This window comes from Leptothoe sp. LEGE 181152 (genome assembly GCF_032906605.1).
Lineage (GTDB): Bacteria > Cyanobacteriota > Cyanobacteriia > Phormidesmidales > Phormidesmidaceae > Leptothoe > Leptothoe turfae.
Map to the genome: position 1 here is coordinate 40,035 of NZ_JASATU010000043.1, position 21,612 is coordinate 61,646.

Sequence of the window (21,612 nt, forward strand, 5' to 3'; positions counted from 1 at the left end):
TTAGCCAATATCTCATTAATCAAGAATACTTATAGAGAGAAATAGGCGAGATTTGAAGGATGGACTACTTTTGGACTAAATTTTTGGAATGAAGTTCGTGAATGAACAATTAATATCAAGTTCAGTTGCTTCGCACAGCAACTATTCCTTTGGAAATTAAGGGTTTCACTCAAAGAAGGTAACGAGAAATCAAGGGTTTCAGCCCTTTATTGGCAAGAGGGTTTAATTGGTACAAAAAATGCAGGATGCTTAGCGTATGTTTCTGTACCGATACTACTCAAACCCCTACACTTAACCTTTTGGGGGATCTATTGGATCTAAAGTATAAACAAACGTTTGATTGTTGTTTTCAGTAAGATTGATTACGTATCTTCTTTTTTTATATCCGTCTTTTTGTATTTCTATTTCCGTTTCCTTGCTAGCTCTAACTGGTATCGACAGGGATCCGGAAGAATCAGTGCGCGTTATTATTGGAATTTCGTTAGATAAAAGGGTTATTTCTGCTCCTTGTATAGGTATTCCTTTTGAGTCTTTTACCAATAACCTTAGCTCTGCTATTTCTGAGTCAGCATTCCTATTTGTAGGGCCAGTAAATAGTCCAAATTCTATAAGAACTCCAGCTATAGATATCAAGAAGCCTGTTGTTATAACTAATGCTGTAGAAGCTAAAGTGGCTTTTATTTCCTTTGGGTATTCCATAGGTAAATGTGAAGATCACTGAAATTGTTCTAAAAGAGCTGTAAAAGCAGACCAAAAGCCGCAAAGAATTATAATTATTGATAAGTATCTTTTAGCTCTTTCACGTTCGGGAGAAAGCATGTTTATTACTACGCCAAGACCAAAAATCCCAATTCCCATTAAGAAGTGAGAGTAAGATATAAGACCTGTTCCTTCTGATGCTGTTCCTTGGATGCTATTGCTGACATCTATTGCCATTGCTCCTGCAACCCAGTTGATACCTACACCACGAAAGTGTATTAGAATGTCAGACGGAAGCAAAGAATGCATTAGGTCAACTGCAATCATATTATTTCTTTTGTTTAACTCCTCGATTGGATTGCCGAGGTTAGCATTTAGCTCATTATTTTTTCTTTCCCAGATTCGATAGATATTTCCTAGCCTTGTCAGAACTAATCCTTTAGATACTGATGAGCCAAATTCTATCAGTACAGTAAAGAACCCAAATGCTAAGGGAACTATAAAAGCAACCAAGAATTTTTCTGGAAAGTTTTGGTTTGCTGGGGGAGTACTATTTAATGATTTCTCTGTGGCATCTGCTAATAAAAAAGCATGATTTCCCAAAAAGTGTGTCAGGTCGCTATGCAACACTTCGTAAATCATCTCTAAAATTCAGACTACGAATATTCATTCTACCAGTTAGGCCATTAGCGTCAGATTCTAATGGATCCCAAAAATTGTACAGGTAGCAACGCAGGGGGCATTAGTAGAGGGGGGGTATTTGCATATCCCCTCAAGAAAGTATATTCCAAGTTGAGACTACTAAGTTTTGATGTAATACCGACGAGTTAATGTGACGGTAGATGGGGTATGGCATGGATCCTGACGAAAAGGTGTCATAGGCTGAAATCTTTTACCAGCAATTGTTTCAACCATCAGTTTTGAAAACAGTCCCAAAAGTACTAACAAACAGACAAAAAATGAGCTTGAATTGATTACCTGGGTAGTGGGGGCTCGGTGAGAAAACTACGGTTTTGAGCTTCGGGACTAGTTTTGGCCTATATCACTTGCTAGTTATATTCTGAAATCCTTGGTTTCTCGTTTACTCTCCGGAGTCAAACCCTTGATTTACAGAGGACTAGTTGCGGTGCCGAGCAAACGGTCAATAAGACAGATGTTATTGAAACTTCTGTTGGTCCGTTTCGGATACCGATAATGTACGAACTAAAGTACATCATAATGAGTCTACATGAGACCGATGACTGAAATACATACGAGATAATAGTTTCAAACCCTATGACATGTTTTCGTCAGGATCCATGCCATACCTCAAAATAGCCTGTCACGAAGATATTAGAACCACTGCTCTATATGATCGGCGGGCTGAAACCGTTTCCCTCAATGAGATAGAGCGAATTAGACTTTGATAGCCTTAGGAGTGTACTGACTAACAGGCACGAAGCTCTTAGAAAGTGATTCAAACTGAATAGTTGTGTTGCTTTGGCATCTGGCCTATAAATGAGTCTCTTAATTTTTCAGAGTAAACTATAACTTTATGAGAGAGATTAATAACTCTAATCATAATTTTTCACCTCCTAAAAAGCCGAGAGGAAAAAGTAGGCTTTTTAATCTGAACGACATATTGAGGAAATCGCTCAATATAAGTTACTTCAGGTAGAAAAGTACTATGAGTTGAATCTGTATTATCTGCCATCAAACTGAATAGTTGTGGTCGCGCAGCTCTTAAATATTTCACACGTGCTTCAAACCTATCTTTGGGAACAGTAGGCCAATTTTCCTTGTTTGATAAGATCTGATAGAACGATTCAAGATCATTTTTTACGATATGAGGTTGAACAATTCTTCTACTTTGTGGATGGTAGTCACCTCTGAAACGCATATCAACTACAACATCCTTTATTGCTATGTTCAACGCATTCCAATCGGTCGTTCCATATGCTTTAACAACGTCAGGTTTGTTACATATTCTAATAACGTCTTTTTCAATAAGAGCGTAAGTGATCTCAAATAAAACCTTTTGTTGTCGAGGTGATATTTCTATAAGAGCATTACGATTTTCGTTAATAAAATTCCTTGCTTTCTGCCCAGATAATCCAGCTGCTCCAGAATAAGCCCTGGCTTCCTCCGAACCTAATCCTGCCTTTGTCAAATGCCCTATAATTTCGCTCGATGATCTTTTCTTCATATCATAGCCACGACCTATAGTAACACCTGACGCATCGCTCGGCACATGAGGAGTTCGGCTATGATAGCGCCCACCTTCATTCCCTTCTACATCAAACGTTAGTTGCCCCTTAGATACCTTAAAGTGATCGTTGAAATTGGCTATCTCTAACTCTATAGACTCTTTTTCCATGATTTTCTCTCGAAGACGTTTGTCTAAAGAGTCAATATCATCACGCATTTTTTCAATTGCGTCTAACTCTTCTTCTATTTCCTCCGATTCTATTGTCAACTTTGCAGCTTGCTCTTCTAGTCTTTTACTTTCAGGTTCGATAACAGTTTTATGAAATCCAAATAACTCTTTATCTTCTTTGGCTAGTCGTTCCTCTTCTTCTTTTAATCGTTCAAGTCGCGCTAAAATTACTTGTTCACTATCTGCTAACTTCTGATCTTCTCTTCGGATTCTTTCACTTTCTGAATCTATCGAATCTCTGAGATTATCAGCTCTGTCTTGATCGTAACCTGGATTTGATATCAGGTTATTGTACTCATCAATTTTCCGATTTAGTTTGTCAATATTATCCTGATGCTGTTTTAGCCTAGCGTTCCATGTATCATAATCAGAGGCCAGTTGGGTGAAATCAGACTTATTTCTGTTCAACTGACGCTCAAATTTATCAGCTCTGTCTCTAAACTCGCTCAATTGAATTTGAGCACTTTCGACTTCTCTGTTGTGGGCTACGGACGCTTCCTCGTAGCCCTTAATTTTTTCTGATACAGCATCAGTACTAACCTCAATAGCCTCGTATGACTTCGTTATACTATTATTTAGTTCTAATATTTCTTGGTTAATTTGCTTTAATCTAGATTTTAATTTCTCTAAAGTAGGCATAGTCTTGAGTAAGAACGTTTATGTGCTACGAAACAAATTAAAAAGCTGATTTTTATCATCCATAAATCCTAAAAATCAACGTCTAACACGGTTAATTCACCTAAAGACATCTTTTGACTAGGATTATTTAGGAATAACTCCCATTAATTCTATTTTAGCGTTTATTAGTAGCTTAGCCAGTGGTTTTTGGTCTGATTGAAACGTACCTATGGCTAAGTGGAATAAAAAAACTGAAAGCCTCTTACATCAAGGCTTTCAACAAAATTCCTTCTTTTCAAACTCCTTATCCTGGCGTTCCACCTCAAAATCCTGGATACATCTATCAAACCACTGTCAGTATTGAATTTCAGGCGAAAGGGGTGGTTGGGGAGTTACCTAGTGATGAAACAATTAAAAAAAGATAAAACTTTTTCGATGGAAACATTTTGAGCGAAACCCTTGGGTTTCTGCTGAAATGTTTCTGCTAGTCTAGATAGGTTTTGTTTGTTGGGGTATGACAACGATCCTGGACAGGGCTGCCACATTTCCTGAAACCATTGGTATAGGGGTTTCATGAGTAGCGGTACAGAAACGCACGCTAAGCAGCGTCCATTTCTGTACCAATTAAACCTAGCTGGCTGAAGGGGGCTGAAACCCTTGATATCTGGTTCTATTTTCTGTACCAATTAGGGGATAGATTAACTGGTACAAGAAATAGGCTCTAAAATAGTTCAAAAAACTATAGCTAAAATCCTTATTTGACAATAGTTTCAGCCTTAGCGTGCGTTTCTGTTTCATTACTACTCAAACCCCTCATCCTTTCAAATAAAGCTGTTCCAGCACCTCATTGAGGATGGAATAGTTGCCCTCCTCGGCAGCTTTTCGGCCCTGATAAGATGCTCCTCAGCGATTGCCAGATAAGACTTTTAGCTTATTTGCAGTTGATTTCGGTTGAATCGCTTGTTGTAGGCTACTACACCTACTGCTGTGGGATAATTTACACAACTTTAACTTTGGTTGACTTGTTTTTTGTGTATCCTCAAGGCCATACATACTGTCATCTTGTGGAGGAATGTGTGGCCTGGCCATCCTTAATTGGTAAGCACCCTACTCTCAAAGGAATGCGCTACAGAAAGCAAGGCTAATCCCAGGCATATATTTGGCGTAATCACCTTTAATCAATGCCCGCAAATTCTGAAGGTACTAAAGGAAAAAAGCTTATGGCAGTAACCTTACAAACTAAAGATTTTCTATCAAGAATAGAAAAATAAACTCTTGTCTTAATTTATCTTGTAATTTTGTTGAGTTTGAGTAATTTAGCGGAGTTTGAGTCTTACCACATGAATTCTTATCCTAATTCCTACGACTACTTTCCCAGTAGCCCTCTCAGATTGGGTGCTGGAATTGATATTAGGGATATCACAAAAGTATTTCCAAAAGTAATTAAATACAGAGAATCGCGGCCCCCTGGAGGTACGAGAGAAACTAATTTTAATCTTAGGAGTATTTCATCTAGGAGTGAAATGTATGAAGAGTTGGGATTTTCTGCAAGTATAGCTGGTCAGTATTCTTTGTATTCTGGAAATGCCAGCGTTAACTTTAACAAGCATTCAACCTCTACTAGGGATAGCTTTACATGGATGCTGACAGGTTCGTCCGACTATGGAAATGTAGAAGCATCTGAGCTTCAGCTTCCAAAAGAGTTCAAAAGCCTAATTGAGTCTGGCAAAACAGAGGAATTTATTAGAAGGTGTGGAACTCATTTCGTCTTATTAGAGCAAAGAAAGGTAGTTGTTTCTGCAATTTTCACATTATATAATCTTTCTGAAAGCCAAAAGAGTAGGTTGTCAAGCTCATTTGAGGGTGGCGCATCAAGTGTTGGTTGGTCAGCTAATGTCAAAGCCTCCTATAACAAACTAATTCAAAGTGCCTTTATTGCAAACCAGCTATCGGTCAGCATATTTGTCGTTGGAGGTGATGGAATCAGTGATTTATCAGATACGATAAAAGGCTTTTCAGACATAGATTCCATCACCGAGGATCTTGCAAGAGTGGCCAAAAAGTTCACTTTTGAAACAGCCGTTCCCTACAAATTTCAAGTTGCCTCAATGGAATTTTTCGGTCTCGAGACACCTGATTTAGGCCCTATACTCTCTAGGGACAGAGCGATTTCTGAGCTGGTCTTAAAGTATGAAGAATGTATTCTGGGTATCCAGCGTTGTGAGAAGATTGTAAGGGGTACTTCACCGATATCTAAGTTCATTGACCAAAAAACGGTTTCTTACTTTCAAGATACTGTATTGCCTTCTTATAGAGAGAAAAGGAAAGAGATTCAAGATGTTGCTGTTGCTTGTAGAGAGAATAATCAAACTTGCTCTCAGGCTTTTGACATAGATCTTCCTGTTGCAGAGTGGCCCGAACTACTACCGAAAGTCGAGGTCTTAAAACTAGTTAGGAGGCTTATCAAAAAGGAAGGTGATTTTGGAATCGAAACTGTTTATCTTCAGGTTGCTGGAAAGTTTATTGCGCATTCAGGCCTAAAGTTACAACTCCGTAGTAGAGCCACTTATGAATATAAACTTATTACAGGTGACCCTCAAGTGTGGCGGGAACAGCAAGAGCTAAAGACTCGGGTCCAAAAACCACAGCCAGAATATTTAGAATACGAACTATTGATCAACGTCCCTTTCGACGAGTTTCCATTTCCCTTTTTTATTCCACGCGCAGCAACTATTTATATTAAGTTAATAGAGTTCAAAATTCTCATAAAGGATAGCTTAGGCAGACAAAAATTATTGAATGTATCAATTCCTTTTGAATCCCCGCAAAGTCCATTTAGGGAAGCGCTACAGCTCATGTCTGAGGAGCCAGAGGGCTATAATGTTATTGCTGACTTAGACTACGATCAAGCTGTAGATTATCTGGTAGACCTAGATTGGTCATGATGAGTTGTAGTGATGGATGAAGTTCCATAGTAATATCATGTGATTGAAGCAGCACCTGGAAAAGGCTCAACAGCAACTTACAAATCGTGAGACTCATTGTCTTAAAGTACAGTTGGACCGCTTAATATAATTTTTCTAATCACTCTGTTTACTAACTACGCGATATCGTTTAGATAACGGTACGCTTAGCTCAGCATTCCAGGTGTTGTTATAAGAGTTTTTTGCATAACCCCACAAAAAACTACGGTATAAAATAAGATATACGCGTCTCATACAGGGAAAGACCTTACTCTTTTATGTACGAAAGCAGATAGCTACGCGGTCAAGAAACCCTACATCATGCTTTCTGTAGTCTCAGAAGGTGTACCTTTTGAGACGTAGTGATAAGTGTGTCTCAATTCATGTCTCATTATGCAATTCTCAAATCGTCTTAGGCTTTATGAGACATTTAAAATCTTGATATAGAAGGCTTTGGCTACACTATACCTGTTTAAGTTGAACGACCACACAAGCGTATTCCAGAAACGAGACTCACTTGTATTATTTTGGAATATACCTTTTCGAGGGGTTATGCAGAAACCCCCTCTATCCAGCGAAAGCCATTTTTTGTCTGTAACAATACTTCAACCTTCGCTCCACTTACTTAGCATTCACACACTCAACCACAGCACTGCTTGAAGAAGTTACGGCACTTTGACAGCCTGTGTCAGATAAATCAATTTATTTTACCTACATTAAAAATACGGCGAACGCTCAAACCCTCTGATTTGTAACCTTTACAAGGTCCCAGAGTAGCAAAGCTAGGATTCAAGGATGTAGTTCCTTCATACTGTTGAGTGGTTGTAACCCACAAAGCTAATCAGGTCTAAAACTCGCATTAGCTGACTTTATGATTATTCGCCCCGGTTATCCGCATATCGGGGGTAAGTGGGATAACCTTTCGAGCACGGCCTTTACAGAAGCCCAGAAAGGCGGCTTCTTCATTATCGATTGTCTGCCCTTTCTTCTCTTTCCAGGCTCGCCATTCAAGTTCCAACGCATAGACATCCAATCCAGGTGCCAGTTTTTTAGCCTTTTCATAGGTAGACGGCTTAAAGGCACATTTGACTGACGGATTGCCAGAATTTTGGAGCGAATCCTCAAACTGCAAACGGCTATCGGTCTTCTTGACAATAAAGCGAACAGCTTTCACTTTACTTCTAGCCCCCCGAATCAAATCATAGGAAACATCAAAGCCTGAGCCATAAGGATTGCTGTTAATTTCTTCCACAGCAGGCTTCAGACACCTGGAATGAAAATGCCCCCAACATTTAAGCTTCCCATCTGGTACTTTGAGCCATTGCCTGAGATCATCAACCGGTACCTCAAGGACAGGATGCTTCTGATTAGCAATTCCTTCTAGGATTTCGTACAACGTCACAGAGTACTTGCCTGACAAAGAAATCAGGTGATGGGTACGAATACGGGCATATTGCAGGGGTTGCTTGATCGCATCGATAAGCATCTGAGGAAATTCGAACCAGATGGTGTCAGTCCCTCGGCCTTCATTCAAACGCACTGCTGAAATCAGCCGTGTGATGGTCTTGTAGCGAACATCGCCTTTGTCCACTCCCTCAAAGGTGACCTTAGTATCGGACAAAGAAGCTAACGCATCCCACAGCCAAGCTTTGCCTCGCTCACCCCCAAGCTGGTTAAACACCTTCCAAACATCGGCAGCAGGTAATTCATGTACCCTACTCTCATCTAGCTTGTGAGCTACGGCATGTAGTAGAAATGTCCAGAGCTTCCGCTCTCGTTCACGAAAGGGGCCATCTACCTTGACCATAATGACTGGTTTCGGAACAGGAACGGTGACCTGATCTGACCGCTCAGGGTTAACCTTCCAAGGGTTACCAGTAGCTTTGGGTGGTATCTGTTTCATGAAGCTGTTCAGTATCACGACACATAGCACAACGCAAGTAGTGATTTGTGTTAAGTGAAACATCTGACAGATATCAGTTTCACAAACTGCCTGAATTTGTGATCAGTGATGGTGCCAGAGAAACAGAACTGCCTGAATTTGTGATCGGTCTACGCAAAACAACGACAATTAAACCAACAGGATTTTACTATTGCTCTAATCTCATCCAGCTAAATTCATTTATCAGGCCACTCAGATCTAATTTTGGAGTGTCTGGCCTCTTAAAAACAGCAAAGGTGAGAGATTTTTGGCTCTTTTATCTGTAGATAATTGCCCCAATTGGCTTGTGGAAAGTCGCCTGAATTTGTGATCGGTCTGCCTGAATTTGTGATCGGTTAGCCCGAATTTGTGATCAGTCCGCCTGAATTTGTGATCGATCAGGGGGTTAAGACACTGATATCACAACGGAATTCGTTCTGAACACTAAGAACACTAGAACACTAAAGAACACTAGCGTTGCTGTGGATAACTGATGTACCAAACACTATTGTTGTTTTGAGATTTATAGTCAGGCAAAGACTTTAGGGTGGTGGCTTCGCCACCAGGATTTTTTAAGGCATCAGCGAAGGTCTATCGAGAATGATTGTGGCTCTACTCCAATTAGAATTTTCGAGGGCTGATTCTATAGCTCCACCAAGATTGGCTGCTAATTACAGCTCATCTCCCCCTAAACCAAGCTTTAGCGATAGGTTAAGTTTTAGCTCCTGCCGCTGGACTTGCCCATCCTGCTCCTTTCTCTGAACAACGTCTTGACCTACCGCGATCTGAACCATTTCAGATTCCTCTCGGTTTATCCAGTCCAACAGAGTTTGAGGTAGCCTGCTTGAAGCTTCCCTGATTTCAAGCTGTACTCCTCCAAGCATCTCTTGGGTCTTAGAGATCAGCTCCTCCGTGTCTTCAATCTCAGAGCGAATCGAGAATGCTTCTTTGAAAAGTGCGTTTCTCTCGGTCTCTGCCACCACCTTTGCCCCATATAGCTCCTCGGCAAATTGTTTACACTCTAGCTTCCCTTCAGGGCTTTGCATCTCCCTAACGTAATGCCGATAAATCTCTTTTGCCTCATTCAACGCTTGTTGGGCTTCCCAAAGGTCCTTAAGGTCTTTAACCGTATGGGGAATATCCTTAAGTGCTCCTCCTACCCCGTAGGCCTCCAATGCCTGGGCAATCTCATCTCGCTTTGCCCTAAGCTCATTGATAGTTTCAATATGGGCATTTAGGCCACTGCCGAAAATCCTATCTCGGGCCATCTCAAACGCATCAATTTTGGAGCCTGGTGCATGGAAAAGCTTATCGTTGAGCTGCTCTATCCTCCGATCTAACCTGTCTCGTTCACTGAGGCTTGATTTAAGAGCTTTTCTCTGATTTGCTAAGGTTGCCTCTACCCTAGCTCTAAAATCCTCTAGATTGACCATTTCCTGGACTGTGGCAATGTATTCCTTGGTCGCCTCGTGTTGGCTTTGGATAGCAGCTAGCTCTCTAAGCAGCAAAATATCCTCAACCTTCTCGGACATAATCCCGTGTTTCCAAAGCATCGTCTCGTAAGGGGAAAGCTTTGGTTCGGGCTGTCGCTCAATGCCCTGCTCCGTTAGGGTTCGTCTGTCAATCAGTGCATCATACCCTGCCCGCTTAAGGGCATTGTTGCAGTGGGTTTCCCAGGACTCACGAAGTTCTAAAAGCCGTTCTTTAGGTTGCCAACTTCTATCCTTCTTAGCTCCCCCCTGCTCAGGATGTCTAGAATTTGCTCGTTTGAAGAATAGTTCTTTGGGTCGTTCGATGCCATCAAGGGCACGAGTCGTAAACATCACATGGACGTGAGGATTGCTGCCGCCGTCCATAGCTTCTACTTCGTGGATAGCCAGTGTGTAGGGGTGCTGTTCCCCTATCTCGGCTGCAACAAACGCCTTGACTAGCTTAAGACGCTGCTCGTCATTTAGCTCTCTGGGAAGGGCAATTTCAAATTCACTGTAAACCTGAGCATTGGCTCGCTCAAAGGTGTCTGCTGCATCCCAGAACTCTAGTGGATTTTGGGTAGCCCAAGATGGCATGTTGCCCGATTCTGAGTACGTCAGTTCGTGAGCACCGTATCTGTAACGCTCGGTTCGCATGATATAGCGAACATGGCTACCGCCGCTTTTGCCGTCTGTGCGGGAACCTTGTTTCAAACAAAAGCGGTAAATAGCCAACGAGTATCCTTACGGTGATCACGGGGGTTTTAGGGGAACTCCCCTGACGCGCTGTTTCTCTTAGAAACGCTGAAGCGCGCCGTCATGCCCTAGCGGGCCGGTGACGGATGCTTACGGGTGGTTATGGAAGCTTGTTGGTTTGGTGTAGCTTGGAGAAGAAAAAAGGAAAAGTCTCTCATGAGACTTTCAGTATTATTTTTATCTTATTAGGGCGTTGCCCCAAACCCCAGGATTTTTTTAAGGCATACGAAGGACTATCAAGAATGAGCTTTATCGATTACTTGAGTTGATTGGCTAGGTTTTAAGAGCTAAGGTTCTCCTTTATTTTTTGTGTTGTGTTGTTTGAGGTAAAGAGTGACAGGAGCTAAGGAGAAACTTGAGAGAGAATTAGAAAAAGAGAAGCAGAAACTGGAGCTTCAAAAGCAGAAGATAAAAGTGATTCAGCGGCGCATAAAAACCCAGGAGCGAAAGCAGAGAACTCGTGAATTGATTCAACTTGGGGGGCTGGTTGAGATTGCAGCGTTAAGAGAAGTCGATAAGGGGGCTCTGCTTGGGCTGTTGCTTCATAGCAAGCAGTTATTGGAAGACGGTAAGACTTACAGAGAGCTTAAGCGATTGGGGGATTTTGGGCTTCAAAGGAGAGCAAAGAAGCGGCGTGAAAAAGCGAAAGGCTAAAAGTACATCTTCAGCCTTATCGCTCCACTCATTCTCGATGAGCCTTCGGCAGCCCTATCCCTCAGTAGGTTGCTTCCCAGCAGAGCCTACCTCCGTTTCAAGCTGCAAGGGTGGAAATATCACATTAAGGAGATTATGCCAACAGAGGAAGCGTTAGGAAGCTTATTTGGCTTTAGTTGAGGGGATTCGCTCAGAGGCTCAAGAATCGACTTTTATCTTTAGGACAGGTTAGGGTTAGGTAAAGGGTGGAACGTTCAATAACAGAGAACTGAGGGCGTTTAACAGGGTTTCTAAAGGTCTACTGCTGAGGGGAGACAGGAGATCCTTAGAAAATAAAAGATTTAACTGTTTATACGGTTTATATCATTTATACAGTTCATAAGGTTTATACCGTATTAACAATATGCAGCCTTCGAAGCTACTTCTTGGCCTAGAATCTCAAACACCTCATCAGCTAGGGCTTCTATTTCTGCGATCGCAGCTCTGGCTTTACGGCCAAAGTCATGAACTGTTTTGCCAAAGACTGCTGCCTGACGGTAAACCTGTCGATGACAGAGCTTAACTTTTGCTGTTTCAATGCCGAAAGCTGGCAAAATCTCTTGAGCTTCTTTAGCTAGGGTAGTCCGTGGCTGGCACTGATTGAGTAAAAGTCTGGACTGAAGGGTGTCGTTAATCTCAGACACATTTGCGATCACCTGTTTGATGCCAACAGCAGCCCACATATCAAGGGGTGAGGGGATGATGGGCACTAGCACTAGATCAGATACCAGCAGGGCACTTTGAGGCACCTGGGAATCGGCAGCAGGTGGGCAGTCGATAATGATAACGCTGTAGTCATTGATGATTTTTCTAACTTCTCGGTGGACCTTTTCATTTGCAGCGCTAAGGCCAACCACACAAGCAGGGAAGGGGATATCATCAGACGCTGATGCTGCCCAACGGGTGGCCGTGGCTTGGGGGTCTGCGTCAACTATAAGCACGCGGTAGCCTCGACGGGCTAGGGTGCCTGCTAACTGCATACTTACTGTAGTTTTACCCGAACCTCCCTTTTGGTTCGCGATAGTAATTATCTTGGCTGGCATATTGGGGCCTTTTCAAAAAAGAAAAAATCGTATAAACCGTTTTAACGATTTATACCGTTAACAAAATTTCCTAAGACCTAGGGTTATACGTGATTCCTAAGATTCACACCAGGCTATTTACTTCTTTAAGGAACTCAGATGAAGGATATGAAAACAGCGCTCTCTAAGTCACTCGAAGCTGAGAATGATGCTGTTAGGTCCAGATTTGAGAAGGCAGAGAGCTTACTTGGAACAAAGCGAAAGAAGGCTAAGCAACCTAAAAGTGAAGAGAAGGAGGAGAGTCCGCCGAAAAAAACAAAGCTTCCAAAGCCAAAGGTCATCCGCGATAGCTTCAGCTTGCCAAAGGATGACTATGGGTTAATCAAGGTACTACAAAAGCGGTATTTGGGGTTGACTCAAAGTATAAATAAAAGCGAGGTAATCAGAGTTGGCCTACATGCTTTGGTTAAGATGCCAGACACTGAACTGATAAAAGCCATAAGTACATTGAAAAAGGTAAAGACCGGAAGGCCCAAAAAAACATAAGGTAGCCCTTAAAAGGTAAGGATATCTATGCCTAAAGCCCTATTAGCCTCATATTCATATCCTTACTTGTAGTGCACTACAAGTAATAATTCTTTGCAAAAAGTGTAGGATAGCAAGTGTTTTGTCCAAATATCTTTAAATTCCAGCCCAAAAGGTACTTTACGTTGCATAAATCGATGGAAAATTTTAGAATCTCTAACTACTTAGTTACCCCTCTCTTACAGACATGAATCTTAGCAAGGTTTCTCTTCGCTACTTCACATTATTTGTAGCCACTTTTTTGATTTTCAGCACTCTAAATCAACTTAGAGGATATTCAGAAGCCATTGCATTTTCTAATCTGCATATTCATACTACAGAAAACGAACAGTCAACTGCTCAAGCCATTGACAGCACTAATGAACTAAAAGAGCTTCAAGATGTGTTACGACAAGCAGTTCTTGGCACTAAAAAAGAAAAAGAGGCATTACTTAGCATAGAACAAGGTGATGCAGATATTCTTGCAGGAGCATATGGAAGCGCTATCAAGTCTTATGAGGAAGCTTTAGGTTTAGTCAAAAAATCAGTCATAAGATCTTTGAAGAGAAGAGATGGAGGTAATCCTTTATTACAACTCATTCCACTTAGAATTTTTATTTTCCAAATTGGTAGTGGGCCTGCCAGAGAAGTTGAGTCCTTTAACATAGACGATACTGATTTATCTTTAGAAGAGGACTTATTTGAAGTTGGTGTTGCATACTTCAAATTAGCCATTTTTTCAAAGATGCATAACTTTTCTGAACAATCCGATAGTAGCTTTAATGAAGCAGAAGTAATTTCTAATGAAATTATTGCTCGGACAGGGGTTTTCGAAAAAGAATTGGAAGAGGGATTGAGGGGAGATGGTCCTCTTGTTATCCGTACTGATACTATTGAAACCTCGTCAGCTAATCTTAGAATTAATTCCTTGGGTTTAGAGTCGAGAGTTTTTAATTTACTCCAGCAAATCTATGTCTCTCAAGGAAAAAAAAGAGATGCACTTTTAGCTGCTGAATCAGGTCGAACTATTGAGATAGATAAAAATATTGCTTTCAATTTATTCAAAATTGAAGAAGGTGAGGAGAGGACAGAAAGGTTAAGAAGAGCTGTAAGAACTTTATCAAGAAGGCTTAATAATACTGACATAGAAAGGATTAAAGGCATTGCTGCTGAAGAAAACTCAACACTGATAAGCTACTCAATTGTTGACAACCCCTCAACTTATCAAAATAATTCTGAGCAACAATCTAGAACGCAATCAGAGAGATTATCTCAAGATCTTTACATCTGGGTTATTCAACCTACAGGTGAAATTCACTTTAAAGAAGTCGAGTTAAATACATCTCTAAATAGCTTCTCTTCAGATATTGAAAGGCTAAATTTCCAGGACTGTGAAGAAGATTCAGAAGATTGTCGAGGTCGCCAATCTAAACGCTTGGCTCAAGCAATTCGTGGAACAAGAGAATCTCTTGGAGTAGATGAACGATTCTCAACACAAGGAAACAGGCAAACTATAAGGAATTCTTCCGAAGAAAACTTAGAACAACTTTATGAAATCCTGATTGGCTCTATTGAAGATTTATTGCCACAAAGTCCTGGGTCAAACCTTATCTTTGTACCACAAGGCTCTATTTTCTTTGTACCCTTTCCTGCACTTAAAGATGGTTCTGGTAATTACTTGATCGACAAATATGTAATCCGTACCGCTACCAATTTTCGTACATTACTACTGAATTATCAAAATCAACGTAGACAATCAAGTTTAGAAAATGCCTTAATCGTAGGAAATCCTACAATACCTGAAGTTCAACTGAGCAATGGAGTCACAACTGAAACCTTACTCCCTCTCGAAGGAGCAGAGCAAGAAGCCAAAAGGATTGGCCGTCTGTTTCCTAGTGATAAAAAGTACGTACTTTCTCGTGGACTAGCTTCTGAAACAATTGTTACAGAAAGAATGGCTAGAGCAGACGTTATTCATTTTGCGACTCATGGATTATTGGATGTAATATTGGACAGTTCTAATTCCCTATCGCCAGATAATAATGATGATGATTTATCGTTAGCGTCAGGAGCACTTGTTTTAGCCGCTTCTCCCCCATACACAGATGGATTACTCACCGCGGCTGAAATCCTTAGAATCCCATTAAATAATACAGAGCTAGTTGTTTTAAGCGGTTGCAATACTGGCAGAGGACCACTTACAACGGGCGGTGTTATAGGTCTTCCCTTCGCATTTAGTCTTGCTGGTGTACCAAATACTGTTGTATCACTATGGTCTGTAGCAGATGATTCGACTGAAAAACTGATGACTGAATTTTACAATCAGCTACTGACTAAACAATCTAACAATGAAGCAGAAGCTCTGCGTCAGGCTATGTTAAACATAAAAGCTAACGAGCAATACAGTGACCCTGTATATTGGGCTGCTTTTACACTTATTGGATTAGGTAATTAACATGAGGCTTAGAGCTCCCTCAAGACTATATGATTCTGAAAAGTCGTAGGTTGCTCTTCCTTTAAAGAATTCAGTTGGCCTGCTTGAAGGCTTCAGTTATATACCCATATCCTTCTTTAGGTCACGAAAGTTACTTTGAACCTTAATGTATATAGGATGCTCTTTTCCTAGGGACAATTCAAGATTTTCAAGGCTCTTCTGATACAGAGAAAATGCCTCTGATTCATCTTTTTGAGAGTGATATACTTTTGCCAAATTATTGTAGGCAATTCCAACAGAATGATGGGTTTCTCCATGTATCTCCTTTGTTTTTTCAATGAACTCCTGATGCAGGATTTTAGCTTCTTTGTAATTCCCTTGTGCTTCAAGAGAAGCTGCTAAATTACCAATGCTGTTTACTACCTCTGAATGCTTTTCTCCAAGAACTTTCTTCTGTAGCTCTATAGCCTCTCGTAATAAATCCTCAGCTTGCTTGAATCGATTTTGGTCTAAACACAAAACACCTAAATTATTGAGACACGTTGCAATATCTGGATGATTATCGCTTAATACTTCCCTTGCAAGTCTTAAGGCTTGAGCATACAAGTTTTCTGCTTCTGCATATCGCTCTTGCAGCTTGTAGCATTCAGCCAAATTATTCATATTTGTCACTTTCTTCGAAAGGGCTTTTTCTGGAAACTTCTCTCTTATTCTCAACACTTCCAAAAAAAGTGATTCAGCCTCTGAATAACGCTCCGAATCTGGATAATCTAGGTATAAGACGCCTAGATTATTAAGGCTATCAGCTATATCTGGATGATTTTCGTCTAATACTTTTCTTCGTATCTCTAAAGATTCTTTAAATTTCTCTTCTGCTTTCAGATATAGCTCTTTATCGTGATACACAAGAGCTAAATTATTAATGCTATTTGCTGTGTCTGGATGCTCCTCTCCCACAAGTTTCATATATGTGGAGATTGACTTTTGAAAAAGCTCTTCGGCTGTATCATACTGATCCAGAGCATGATGCATTTCAGCTAGTTTATTTAGACTGAACGCTGCGTCAAGATGATCTTTGCCGAGACGCTCACTAACAACATCACAGCACTTTCTAGACCAATATTGAGCCTGCTTATAAGCACCTTGACCTGAATAGAAATGAACTAGACTAATGAAGAACTGCAAAATATCTTTATCTGCCAGATGTGAGATATATTCATTAACCAGCTCCTCGACATGAGGCGTCATCTCACTCCATTCCAAACACTTCTGTCTAGTTGGATGTTCATCAATATCCTTAGAAACAGGAATTAACATCCGACAATACGATGACTTTATATGTAAATCATCTAAATCATCCTCTACGAATTTAGCTCGAATAAAGCGTTGAATGAGCTGATGAAACTGATAACGATTAGTTTCTATTCGCTTAATGAAACTGAGCCCTTCTAGCTGTTCATTGAGCAAGTCTTCTAGATCTTCTAAGTCCTCTAAGACAAGATAAGGTAAACAAGTCTGAACTATTTCCCCAGGAATGGGCGCAAAAGCAAAACAACTTAGTAACTTAGCTAAACTCCGGGCATGTAAACTTAGTTCGGACCAGCTAAGTTCGAAAGCATTGATAATGCTGTGCGCATTAGTCATGCCAGGTTCTACTCTAGCTAAGGCACGAACATCCGATATCGGTTTTTCTAAACGACACATTAGGTCTTCTATAGAAAGAGCTGATCTACGAAATAGATAGCGTCCAACAAGCTCCAGTGCCAAAGGTAGATACCCTAAACAATGACAAAGCTTGTTTGCTTGGTCTAATTCTCTTTCTATACGAGACTTCCCAGTAAGCTGCTTAAGCAAATCTAGGGCTGCCATTTGTTCTAATACTTCAACTTGCACAGGAGTAACAGTAGTAGCAAGATTTTGATTTCGGCTAGTTAGAAGTATGCTAAATCGCTCGTCTTTAGGTAGAAAGGGAAAAATAGCCTCGTAATGCAAAACATCATCAATAACAATAAGAACTGGCTTTGGCATCTTTTCAGAAGAGAAACTAGGCCAATATCTCCAACAATAAGCAATTTGGGCCTTTAAGGGGAGTTCATCTGGTGGATTTAAGTTGAGAACAGTCGCAGCAAAGGTAAGAATCTGTGAAAAAATATCCTGGTCTCGACCTTCGAGCCAGCAAACACCATCCGGATATGTTGTTTTCCAATAACGCCGAACATACTGTAGCGCTAACTCAGTTTTACCTATCCCCCCCATCCCTACAATTGCAGTAGTCGATACACGATTAGCTTGTTTCTCAAGCACTTCATGCAAATACTGCATATCTTGTTCTCTACCAAGAAAATAACTGACCCCTTTCCTTGGTGTATTATTAGGAGGTGCTAACTTTGTCTGAGCACTAGCAGACGACTCCAGCTAATAATTATTATTAATATTAAAATTGAGGGTGCTTTCATTAACGTCACCAGCAATTACCGGTGCTTTTGGATCATTAATCTGAACTGCTGAACCACCATGAACATTTTGGACATTCTCAGCTAGAGTTTCACTGATATTAATTTCTTGGTTAATCTCACAGGCTAGTTGACGGATTTCTTCAGCAAAACTAGGATCCTCCTTCATCGCTGCTTCTAAATAAGGAGTTATTAATTTATCAATTTTTTGTGGAGTGACCTGACCACCTTTTTCAACAGTAGCGCTTAGCTCATGAATCGCAGGGATACCTCTAAGTTTCGCCCAGATTTTTGCCCGTAAGGTGTTTATTTTTTCTAAAACAGCTTTGGTAAGCTTTTGAGTAACTTCCTCTGTACTGGATTCTAGAAAAGTTGTAAAAGCAAGGGTAGCGATTGAACTCACAGTTAGAGTTACTGGATCTGCCATATCAAAAGCATTTGATAAAGGTACTGCTTCCTTTATGGCACAAATTTCGAACGGTTAGAAAATCTTAGCCTGCTTCTTTAAAGATAGTTGCAACCATTAGTGGTTTTAACTCTAAAGAAGTACATCAAGAACCTCTACTTGCGTAGTTTGCTCGCTCAGCCTCCAAATTCCTGAATAGAAAAATGCTGCATTCAGGCAAATAAGTTAACTTGCAAGCCAGAAAATCAGGCTTGCAGTTTACTAACATCTTGAAAAATACTTCACTAGCACCTTCATCAACTCCCCAGGCTTACACTGCAAAGGCCGCTCAGGAGTGGGCGCAGGCATAAAATCGGTCCACTCAAAAATTTCAGCAAACCCACACATATGCAGGGCTTGCACAATTGCCTGTACAGCCTGCTTAGAGCCGATTACCAAAAGCTTAACCGGCTCCTTATCATCTTTAGGAAAATTCCCAAGCCTCTGCTTGATTTCAATGCTGACCACCACATCAGCCTTACCATCAGCAACCTCCGAACCAACAAAAGCACTAGGATTTCCCACGGCACGCCCCTCCAAAATAATTCAGCATCATTTAGTGTCATATATGAAACGTTAGCACATATGACACGATTTGCAGCTTATCCTCTGAAAAGATGAGGGTATGGGCAAAGCAGGCGATACCCTGAAACAGGTACTAGATAAATACAACATCACCCAATACCGCTTCGCAGCAACGATGGGAGTTGAGCGCACCAGCGTCGCCCGTTGGTGTAAAGGCAAAATCGACCCAACTGGCGATTCAATCATCGAAATAGTCCGCACCTTGAAGATACTTAATCAAGATGCTGCCACAGAGTTCGTAAGGACCTACTTAAGCAACGAACTAGATCCCTAAATTAGAAATTGGACTAAAAGTTGGACTAAAAAGCAGAGGAGTCACTCAACTGAACTTGGTCCTAATTTTTTCAAGTGATAGCTTATACTTGCCCAAAACAGTTCATTTGAACTTGTGACAGTTCAGCATATTTGCCTTCGCTCCACCCTAATTTCCTAGATAAAAGCCCTTAGTCCTCAAAACTGCTACTTACCTGGCGGTGAGAAGGTTTGATGCATTTTCAGTCTTAAAAATTTGCTGCCCAAATGGGTAATTAGCCAAAAAGCCTATACAATTACTGGACGACTACGCAGAGGGCAAAAGTTAGTCCAAAATTAGTCCAATAGATTTTGGCTAACCCCTCAAACCCCCACTGGAGAGGTGGCAGAGTGGTTGAATGCGGCAGACTCGAAATCTATTATGGGCTTAGGTTCATCGGGGGTTCGAATCCCCCCCTCTCCGTTTAATCATAAGGCTTTCAGCCTTTAACAGCAAACAGAGAAAGACTTCCTCAAAGCAGCTTTTGTGAGCTGAAAACAGGTGATTGTGGACTGTTTTTGGGGAAGTATATGGGGAAGAATTTTGCACCTGAAAAAGTCGATATAGGCCCCCGTCTGCAAGCGATTAACCAGCAGTTGGAAAAGGTCAGTTTGCGGCAAAAAGGTGGAAAGCTATACATCCGAGGCAAGTCGGTTGATTCGTTTCCGCCGAAGCCGGGACAGGATAAGCCGCGACGGGTGGAGCTGGCGCTGAACTGTAATGCTTCGCTGGCGGGGCTGAAGGTGGCGAAGGCGAAGGCACAGGAGATAGACAGTCAGCTGCTTTGGGGGCGATTTGACTGGGGGCCATATTTGAAGGGAAAGCAGCGGCCAGCGCAGACGGTGGCGGAGTGGGTTGAGAAGTATGAGGCTGACCACTGGGCGTCTACACCTAGAACGCTGACTAAGGAGAATTCTTATCAGCAGAACTATCGGTTGTTTTTTAAGCGTCTGCCGCAGGAGAAGATGCTGACGCTGGACCTGTTGCGGTCTGAGATTTTGAAGGGGGCTAAACCGGGGACTCGTAGCCGGGAGTTTTACTGTATGGCCTACGGTAGACTGGCGAAATTTATGGCAAAGCAGGATGCGATCGCAACCACAGATCTCGCTACCTTCCAAGCCGAACTGAAATCCCTTAAACAGGGTTACAGCCCAAAGAAGATACTGCCGGAGGACTTACCCACCGACGAGCAGATCGTTGAGATTTGGCAATCGCTGAAAAATCCTAGCTGGCAATGGATTTACGGGATGATTGCCACCTATGGTTTGCGGCCCCATGAGGTGTTTCATATCGATGTGGAGCGGTTTACGGCTGACGCTGAGGTGTTGCGGGTGGCGGATAGTACTAAGACGGGGACGCGGTTGGTGTATCCCTGTCCGGCGAGTTGGCGTACTACGTTCAAGTTATGGAATGTGCGGTATCCGAATATTCGGCAGGAGGGGCGCAGTAATGGCAAGCTGGGGGAGAAGGTTTCGCAGCGGTTTCGAGAAATTGGGATTGGTCATAATCCCTATGCACTGAGGCATACTTGGTGTATTCGGACTGCATTGCTGGGGGTACCGGATGCAATCGCAGCGAAATGGGCAGGCCATAGTGTTGCGGTTAGGACCCAGACCTATCATCAGGCGATTAGTGAAGCGCAGCATCAGCAGGTGTTTGAGCGGATGAAGCAGGCTGAGCAGAGCCAGCTGACGGCTATGGAATCAGACGCTGATCGGGTGGGATCATGAGCAGACGGTCAAAGTTTGCAACGTGGACCTGCCAGGTGGAGGTTTCGACGCTGGGGTCCTGAATGTTGCGATAGTGGACGCCGTATTCGGCATCGCTAGGCTTTTCAAAGATGCGAAGTTTTTCGGCCCGTTCGATTTCGGCCATAATGCGGTCTCGACTAACGCCCAACAGGGGTGATGCCTTGGCAGGAGACAGCCATAGGCCACGGATGCCGTAGCTTTCGAAGATGCGTTCAACCCATTTTTGCCGCTCTTCTAGTTGAGCGTAGCGAGTTTCTAGTAACTCTAGGCGCTGTTCGAGGGCGGCGAGGGTTCTGGCCATGGTGAGTAGGCGCTGTAATGGTTGGGCTGCACTAGTGAGCCTGGGTTGCTTTGGGCTACTGGGGAGAGGGGCAAAGTGGTTGAATTCTGACTCAGCAGCTTAATACCTAAGTTTTGCCCAAATTAATGGCGACTTGCTCTGAGGAGAGAAGGGTTTCCAGCCCCCGTATCCAAGGTCTGACCAGAGAATCCGCTGCATTGATTAGAATTTCAATTAAGTACCCCTGTGAG

At 41.9% G+C, this 21,612-nt stretch carries 17 protein-coding genes and 1 tRNA gene; 8 read left to right on the plus strand and 10 right to left on the minus strand.

The window, feature by feature from the left end; translation table 11 throughout:
- Nucleotides 1-291 precede the first annotated feature (291 nt).
- The 3 genes from QGP82_RS21640 to QGP82_RS21650 all read right to left on the minus strand — a co-directional run bounded on the left by QGP82_RS21640 (nt 292) and on the right by QGP82_RS21650 (nt 3,754).
- The gene (locus QGP82_RS21640; RefSeq protein WP_499060985.1) at nt 292-699 is read right to left on the minus strand and encodes a carboxypeptidase-like regulatory domain-containing protein; all 408 of its coding nucleotides are present in this window, start codon (nt 697-699) and stop codon (nt 292-294) included.
- A 15-nt stretch (nt 700-714) separates the two neighbouring features.
- The gene (locus tag QGP82_RS21645; RefSeq protein ID WP_499060986.1) at nt 715-1,341 is read right to left on the minus strand and encodes a hypothetical protein; all 627 of its coding nucleotides are present in this window, start codon (nt 1,339-1,341) and stop codon (nt 715-717) included.
- A gap of 925 nt (nt 1,342-2,266) precedes the next feature.
- Nucleotides 2,267-3,754, minus strand: coding sequence for a DUF8812 domain-containing protein (locus QGP82_RS21650; protein WP_499060987.1), 1,488 nt, complete (start codon nt 3,752-3,754; stop codon nt 2,267-2,269).
- A gap of 179 nt (nt 3,755-3,933) precedes the next feature.
- Here QGP82_RS21650 and QGP82_RS21655 point away from each other — a divergent pair, with 179 nt between their 5' ends.
- A complete protein-coding gene (locus tag QGP82_RS21655; protein WP_499060988.1) occupies nt 3,934-4,158 on the plus strand; it encodes a hypothetical protein in 225 nt (74 codons plus the stop codon).
- 915 nt (nt 4,159-5,073) lie between these two features.
- A complete protein-coding gene (locus QGP82_RS21660) occupies nt 5,074-6,678 on the plus strand; it encodes a hypothetical protein (protein WP_499060989.1) in 1,605 nt (534 codons plus the stop codon).
- Between the two features lie 877 nt (nt 6,679-7,555).
- Here QGP82_RS21660 and QGP82_RS21665 read toward each other — a convergent pair.
- Together QGP82_RS21665 and QGP82_RS21670 are read right to left on the minus strand one after the other, a co-directional pair.
- Complete coding sequence (locus QGP82_RS21665; protein WP_499060990.1) at nt 7,556-8,599, minus strand: replication initiation protein; 1,044 nt, start codon at nt 8,597-8,599, stop codon at nt 7,556-7,558.
- A gap of 689 nt (nt 8,600-9,288) precedes the next feature.
- Entirely contained in the window at nt 9,289-10,800 is a 1,512-nt protein-coding gene (locus tag QGP82_RS21670) for a MobA/MobL family protein (RefSeq protein ID WP_499060991.1), read from the minus strand.
- A gap of 375 nt (nt 10,801-11,175) precedes the next feature.
- Between QGP82_RS21670 and QGP82_RS21675 the strand changes: the two genes are divergently transcribed.
- The gene (locus QGP82_RS21675; protein ID WP_499060993.1) at nt 11,176-11,496 is read left to right on the plus strand and encodes a conjugal transfer protein TraD; all 321 of its coding nucleotides are present in this window, start codon (nt 11,176-11,178) and stop codon (nt 11,494-11,496) included.
- 395 nt (nt 11,497-11,891) lie between these two features.
- On the opposite strand, the gene parA is transcribed toward QGP82_RS21675, so the two are convergent.
- Nucleotides 11,892-12,578 carry a ParA family partition ATPase gene (gene parA / locus QGP82_RS21680; RefSeq protein ID WP_499060994.1) on the minus strand — a complete coding sequence of 229 codons (687 nt, stop codon included), beginning with the start codon at nt 12,576-12,578 and terminating at the stop codon, nt 11,892-11,894.
- A 138-nt stretch (nt 12,579-12,716) separates the two neighbouring features.
- Between parA and QGP82_RS21685 the strand changes: the two genes are divergently transcribed.
- Both QGP82_RS21685 and QGP82_RS21690 read left to right on the plus strand, forming a co-directional pair.
- The gene (locus QGP82_RS21685) at nt 12,717-13,103 is read left to right on the plus strand and encodes a hypothetical protein (protein ID WP_499060995.1); all 387 of its coding nucleotides are present in this window, start codon (nt 12,717-12,719) and stop codon (nt 13,101-13,103) included.
- Between the two features lie 226 nt (nt 13,104-13,329).
- Nucleotides 13,330-15,576: a CHAT domain-containing protein gene (locus QGP82_RS21690; RefSeq protein ID WP_499060996.1), complete on the plus strand. Its 2,247-nt coding sequence runs from the start codon at nt 13,330-13,332 to the stop codon at nt 15,574-15,576.
- Nucleotides 15,577-15,672: 96 nt separating this feature from the next.
- On the opposite strand, the gene QGP82_RS21695 is transcribed toward QGP82_RS21690, so the two are convergent.
- The 3 genes from QGP82_RS21695 to QGP82_RS21705 form a co-directional block, all read right to left on the minus strand.
- The gene (locus QGP82_RS21695) at nt 15,673-17,877 is read right to left on the minus strand and encodes a tetratricopeptide repeat protein (protein ID WP_499060997.1); all 2,205 of its coding nucleotides are present in this window, start codon (nt 17,875-17,877) and stop codon (nt 15,673-15,675) included.
- 93 nt (nt 17,878-17,970) lie between these two features.
- A complete protein-coding gene (locus QGP82_RS21700) occupies nt 17,971-18,435 on the minus strand; it encodes a hypothetical protein (protein ID WP_499060998.1) in 465 nt (154 codons plus the stop codon).
- Between the two features lie 240 nt (nt 18,436-18,675).
- A complete protein-coding gene (locus tag QGP82_RS21705) occupies nt 18,676-18,978 on the minus strand; it encodes a hypothetical protein (protein WP_499060999.1) in 303 nt (100 codons plus the stop codon).
- A 100-nt stretch (nt 18,979-19,078) separates the two neighbouring features.
- Here QGP82_RS21705 and QGP82_RS21710 point away from each other — a divergent pair, with 100 nt between their 5' ends.
- The 3 genes from QGP82_RS21710 (at nt 19,079) to QGP82_RS21720 (ending at nt 21,060) form a co-directional block, all read left to right on the plus strand.
- A complete protein-coding gene (locus QGP82_RS21710; RefSeq protein WP_499061000.1) occupies nt 19,079-19,312 on the plus strand; it encodes a helix-turn-helix domain-containing protein in 234 nt (77 codons plus the stop codon).
- 354 nt (nt 19,313-19,666) lie between these two features.
- Nucleotides 19,667-19,753, plus strand: a tRNA-Ser gene (locus QGP82_RS21715).
- 107 nt (nt 19,754-19,860) lie between these two features.
- Nucleotides 19,861-21,060: a site-specific integrase gene (locus QGP82_RS21720; protein ID WP_499061001.1), complete on the plus strand. Its 1,200-nt coding sequence runs from the start codon at nt 19,861-19,863 to the stop codon at nt 21,058-21,060.
- Here QGP82_RS21720 and QGP82_RS21725 read toward each other — a convergent pair.
- Entirely contained in the window at nt 21,026-21,382 is a 357-nt protein-coding gene (locus QGP82_RS21725) for a hypothetical protein (RefSeq protein ID WP_499061002.1), read from the minus strand. The two genes, QGP82_RS21720 and QGP82_RS21725, sit on opposite strands and share 35 nt — an antisense overlap.
- Nucleotides 21,383-21,612: the final 230 nt, after the last annotated feature.

Excerpts from the sequence above, each read along its gene's own strand:
- QGP82_RS21640 (WP_499060985.1), bottom strand. The coding sequence starts at position 699 with ATGGAATACCCAAAGGAAATAAAAGCCACTTTAGCTTCTACAGCATTA.
- QGP82_RS21645 (WP_499060986.1), bottom strand. The coding sequence starts at position 1,341 with ATGATTTACGAAGTGTTGCATAGCGACCTGACACACTTTTTGGGAAAT.
- QGP82_RS21650 (WP_499060987.1), bottom strand. The coding sequence starts at position 3,754 with ATGCCTACTTTAGAGAAATTAAAATCTAGATTAAAGCAAATTAACCAA.
- QGP82_RS21660 (WP_499060989.1), top strand. The coding sequence starts at position 5,074 with ATGAATTCTTATCCTAATTCCTACGACTACTTTCCCAGTAGCCCTCTC.
- QGP82_RS21665 (WP_499060990.1), bottom strand. The coding sequence starts at position 8,599 with ATGAAACAGATACCACCCAAAGCTACTGGTAACCCTTGGAAGGTTAAC.
- parA (WP_499060994.1), bottom strand. The coding sequence starts at position 12,578 with ATGCCAGCCAAGATAATTACTATCGCGAACCAAAAGGGAGGTTCGGGT.
- QGP82_RS21685 (WP_499060995.1), top strand. The coding sequence starts at position 12,717 with ATGAAGGATATGAAAACAGCGCTCTCTAAGTCACTCGAAGCTGAGAAT.
- QGP82_RS21690 (WP_499060996.1), top strand. The coding sequence starts at position 13,330 with ATGAATCTTAGCAAGGTTTCTCTTCGCTACTTCACATTATTTGTAGCC.
- QGP82_RS21695 (WP_499060997.1), bottom strand. The coding sequence starts at position 17,877 with ATGCAGTATTTGCATGAAGTGCTTGAGAAACAAGCTAATCGTGTATCG.
- QGP82_RS21700 (WP_499060998.1), bottom strand. The coding sequence starts at position 18,435 with ATGGCAGATCCAGTAACTCTAACTGTGAGTTCAATCGCTACCCTTGCT.
- QGP82_RS21710 (WP_499061000.1), top strand. The coding sequence starts at position 19,079 with ATGGGCAAAGCAGGCGATACCCTGAAACAGGTACTAGATAAATACAAC.
- QGP82_RS21720 (WP_499061001.1), top strand. The coding sequence starts at position 19,861 with ATGGGGAAGAATTTTGCACCTGAAAAAGTCGATATAGGCCCCCGTCTG.
- QGP82_RS21725 (WP_499061002.1), bottom strand. The coding sequence starts at position 21,382 with ATGGCCAGAACCCTCGCCGCCCTCGAACAGCGCCTAGAGTTACTAGAA.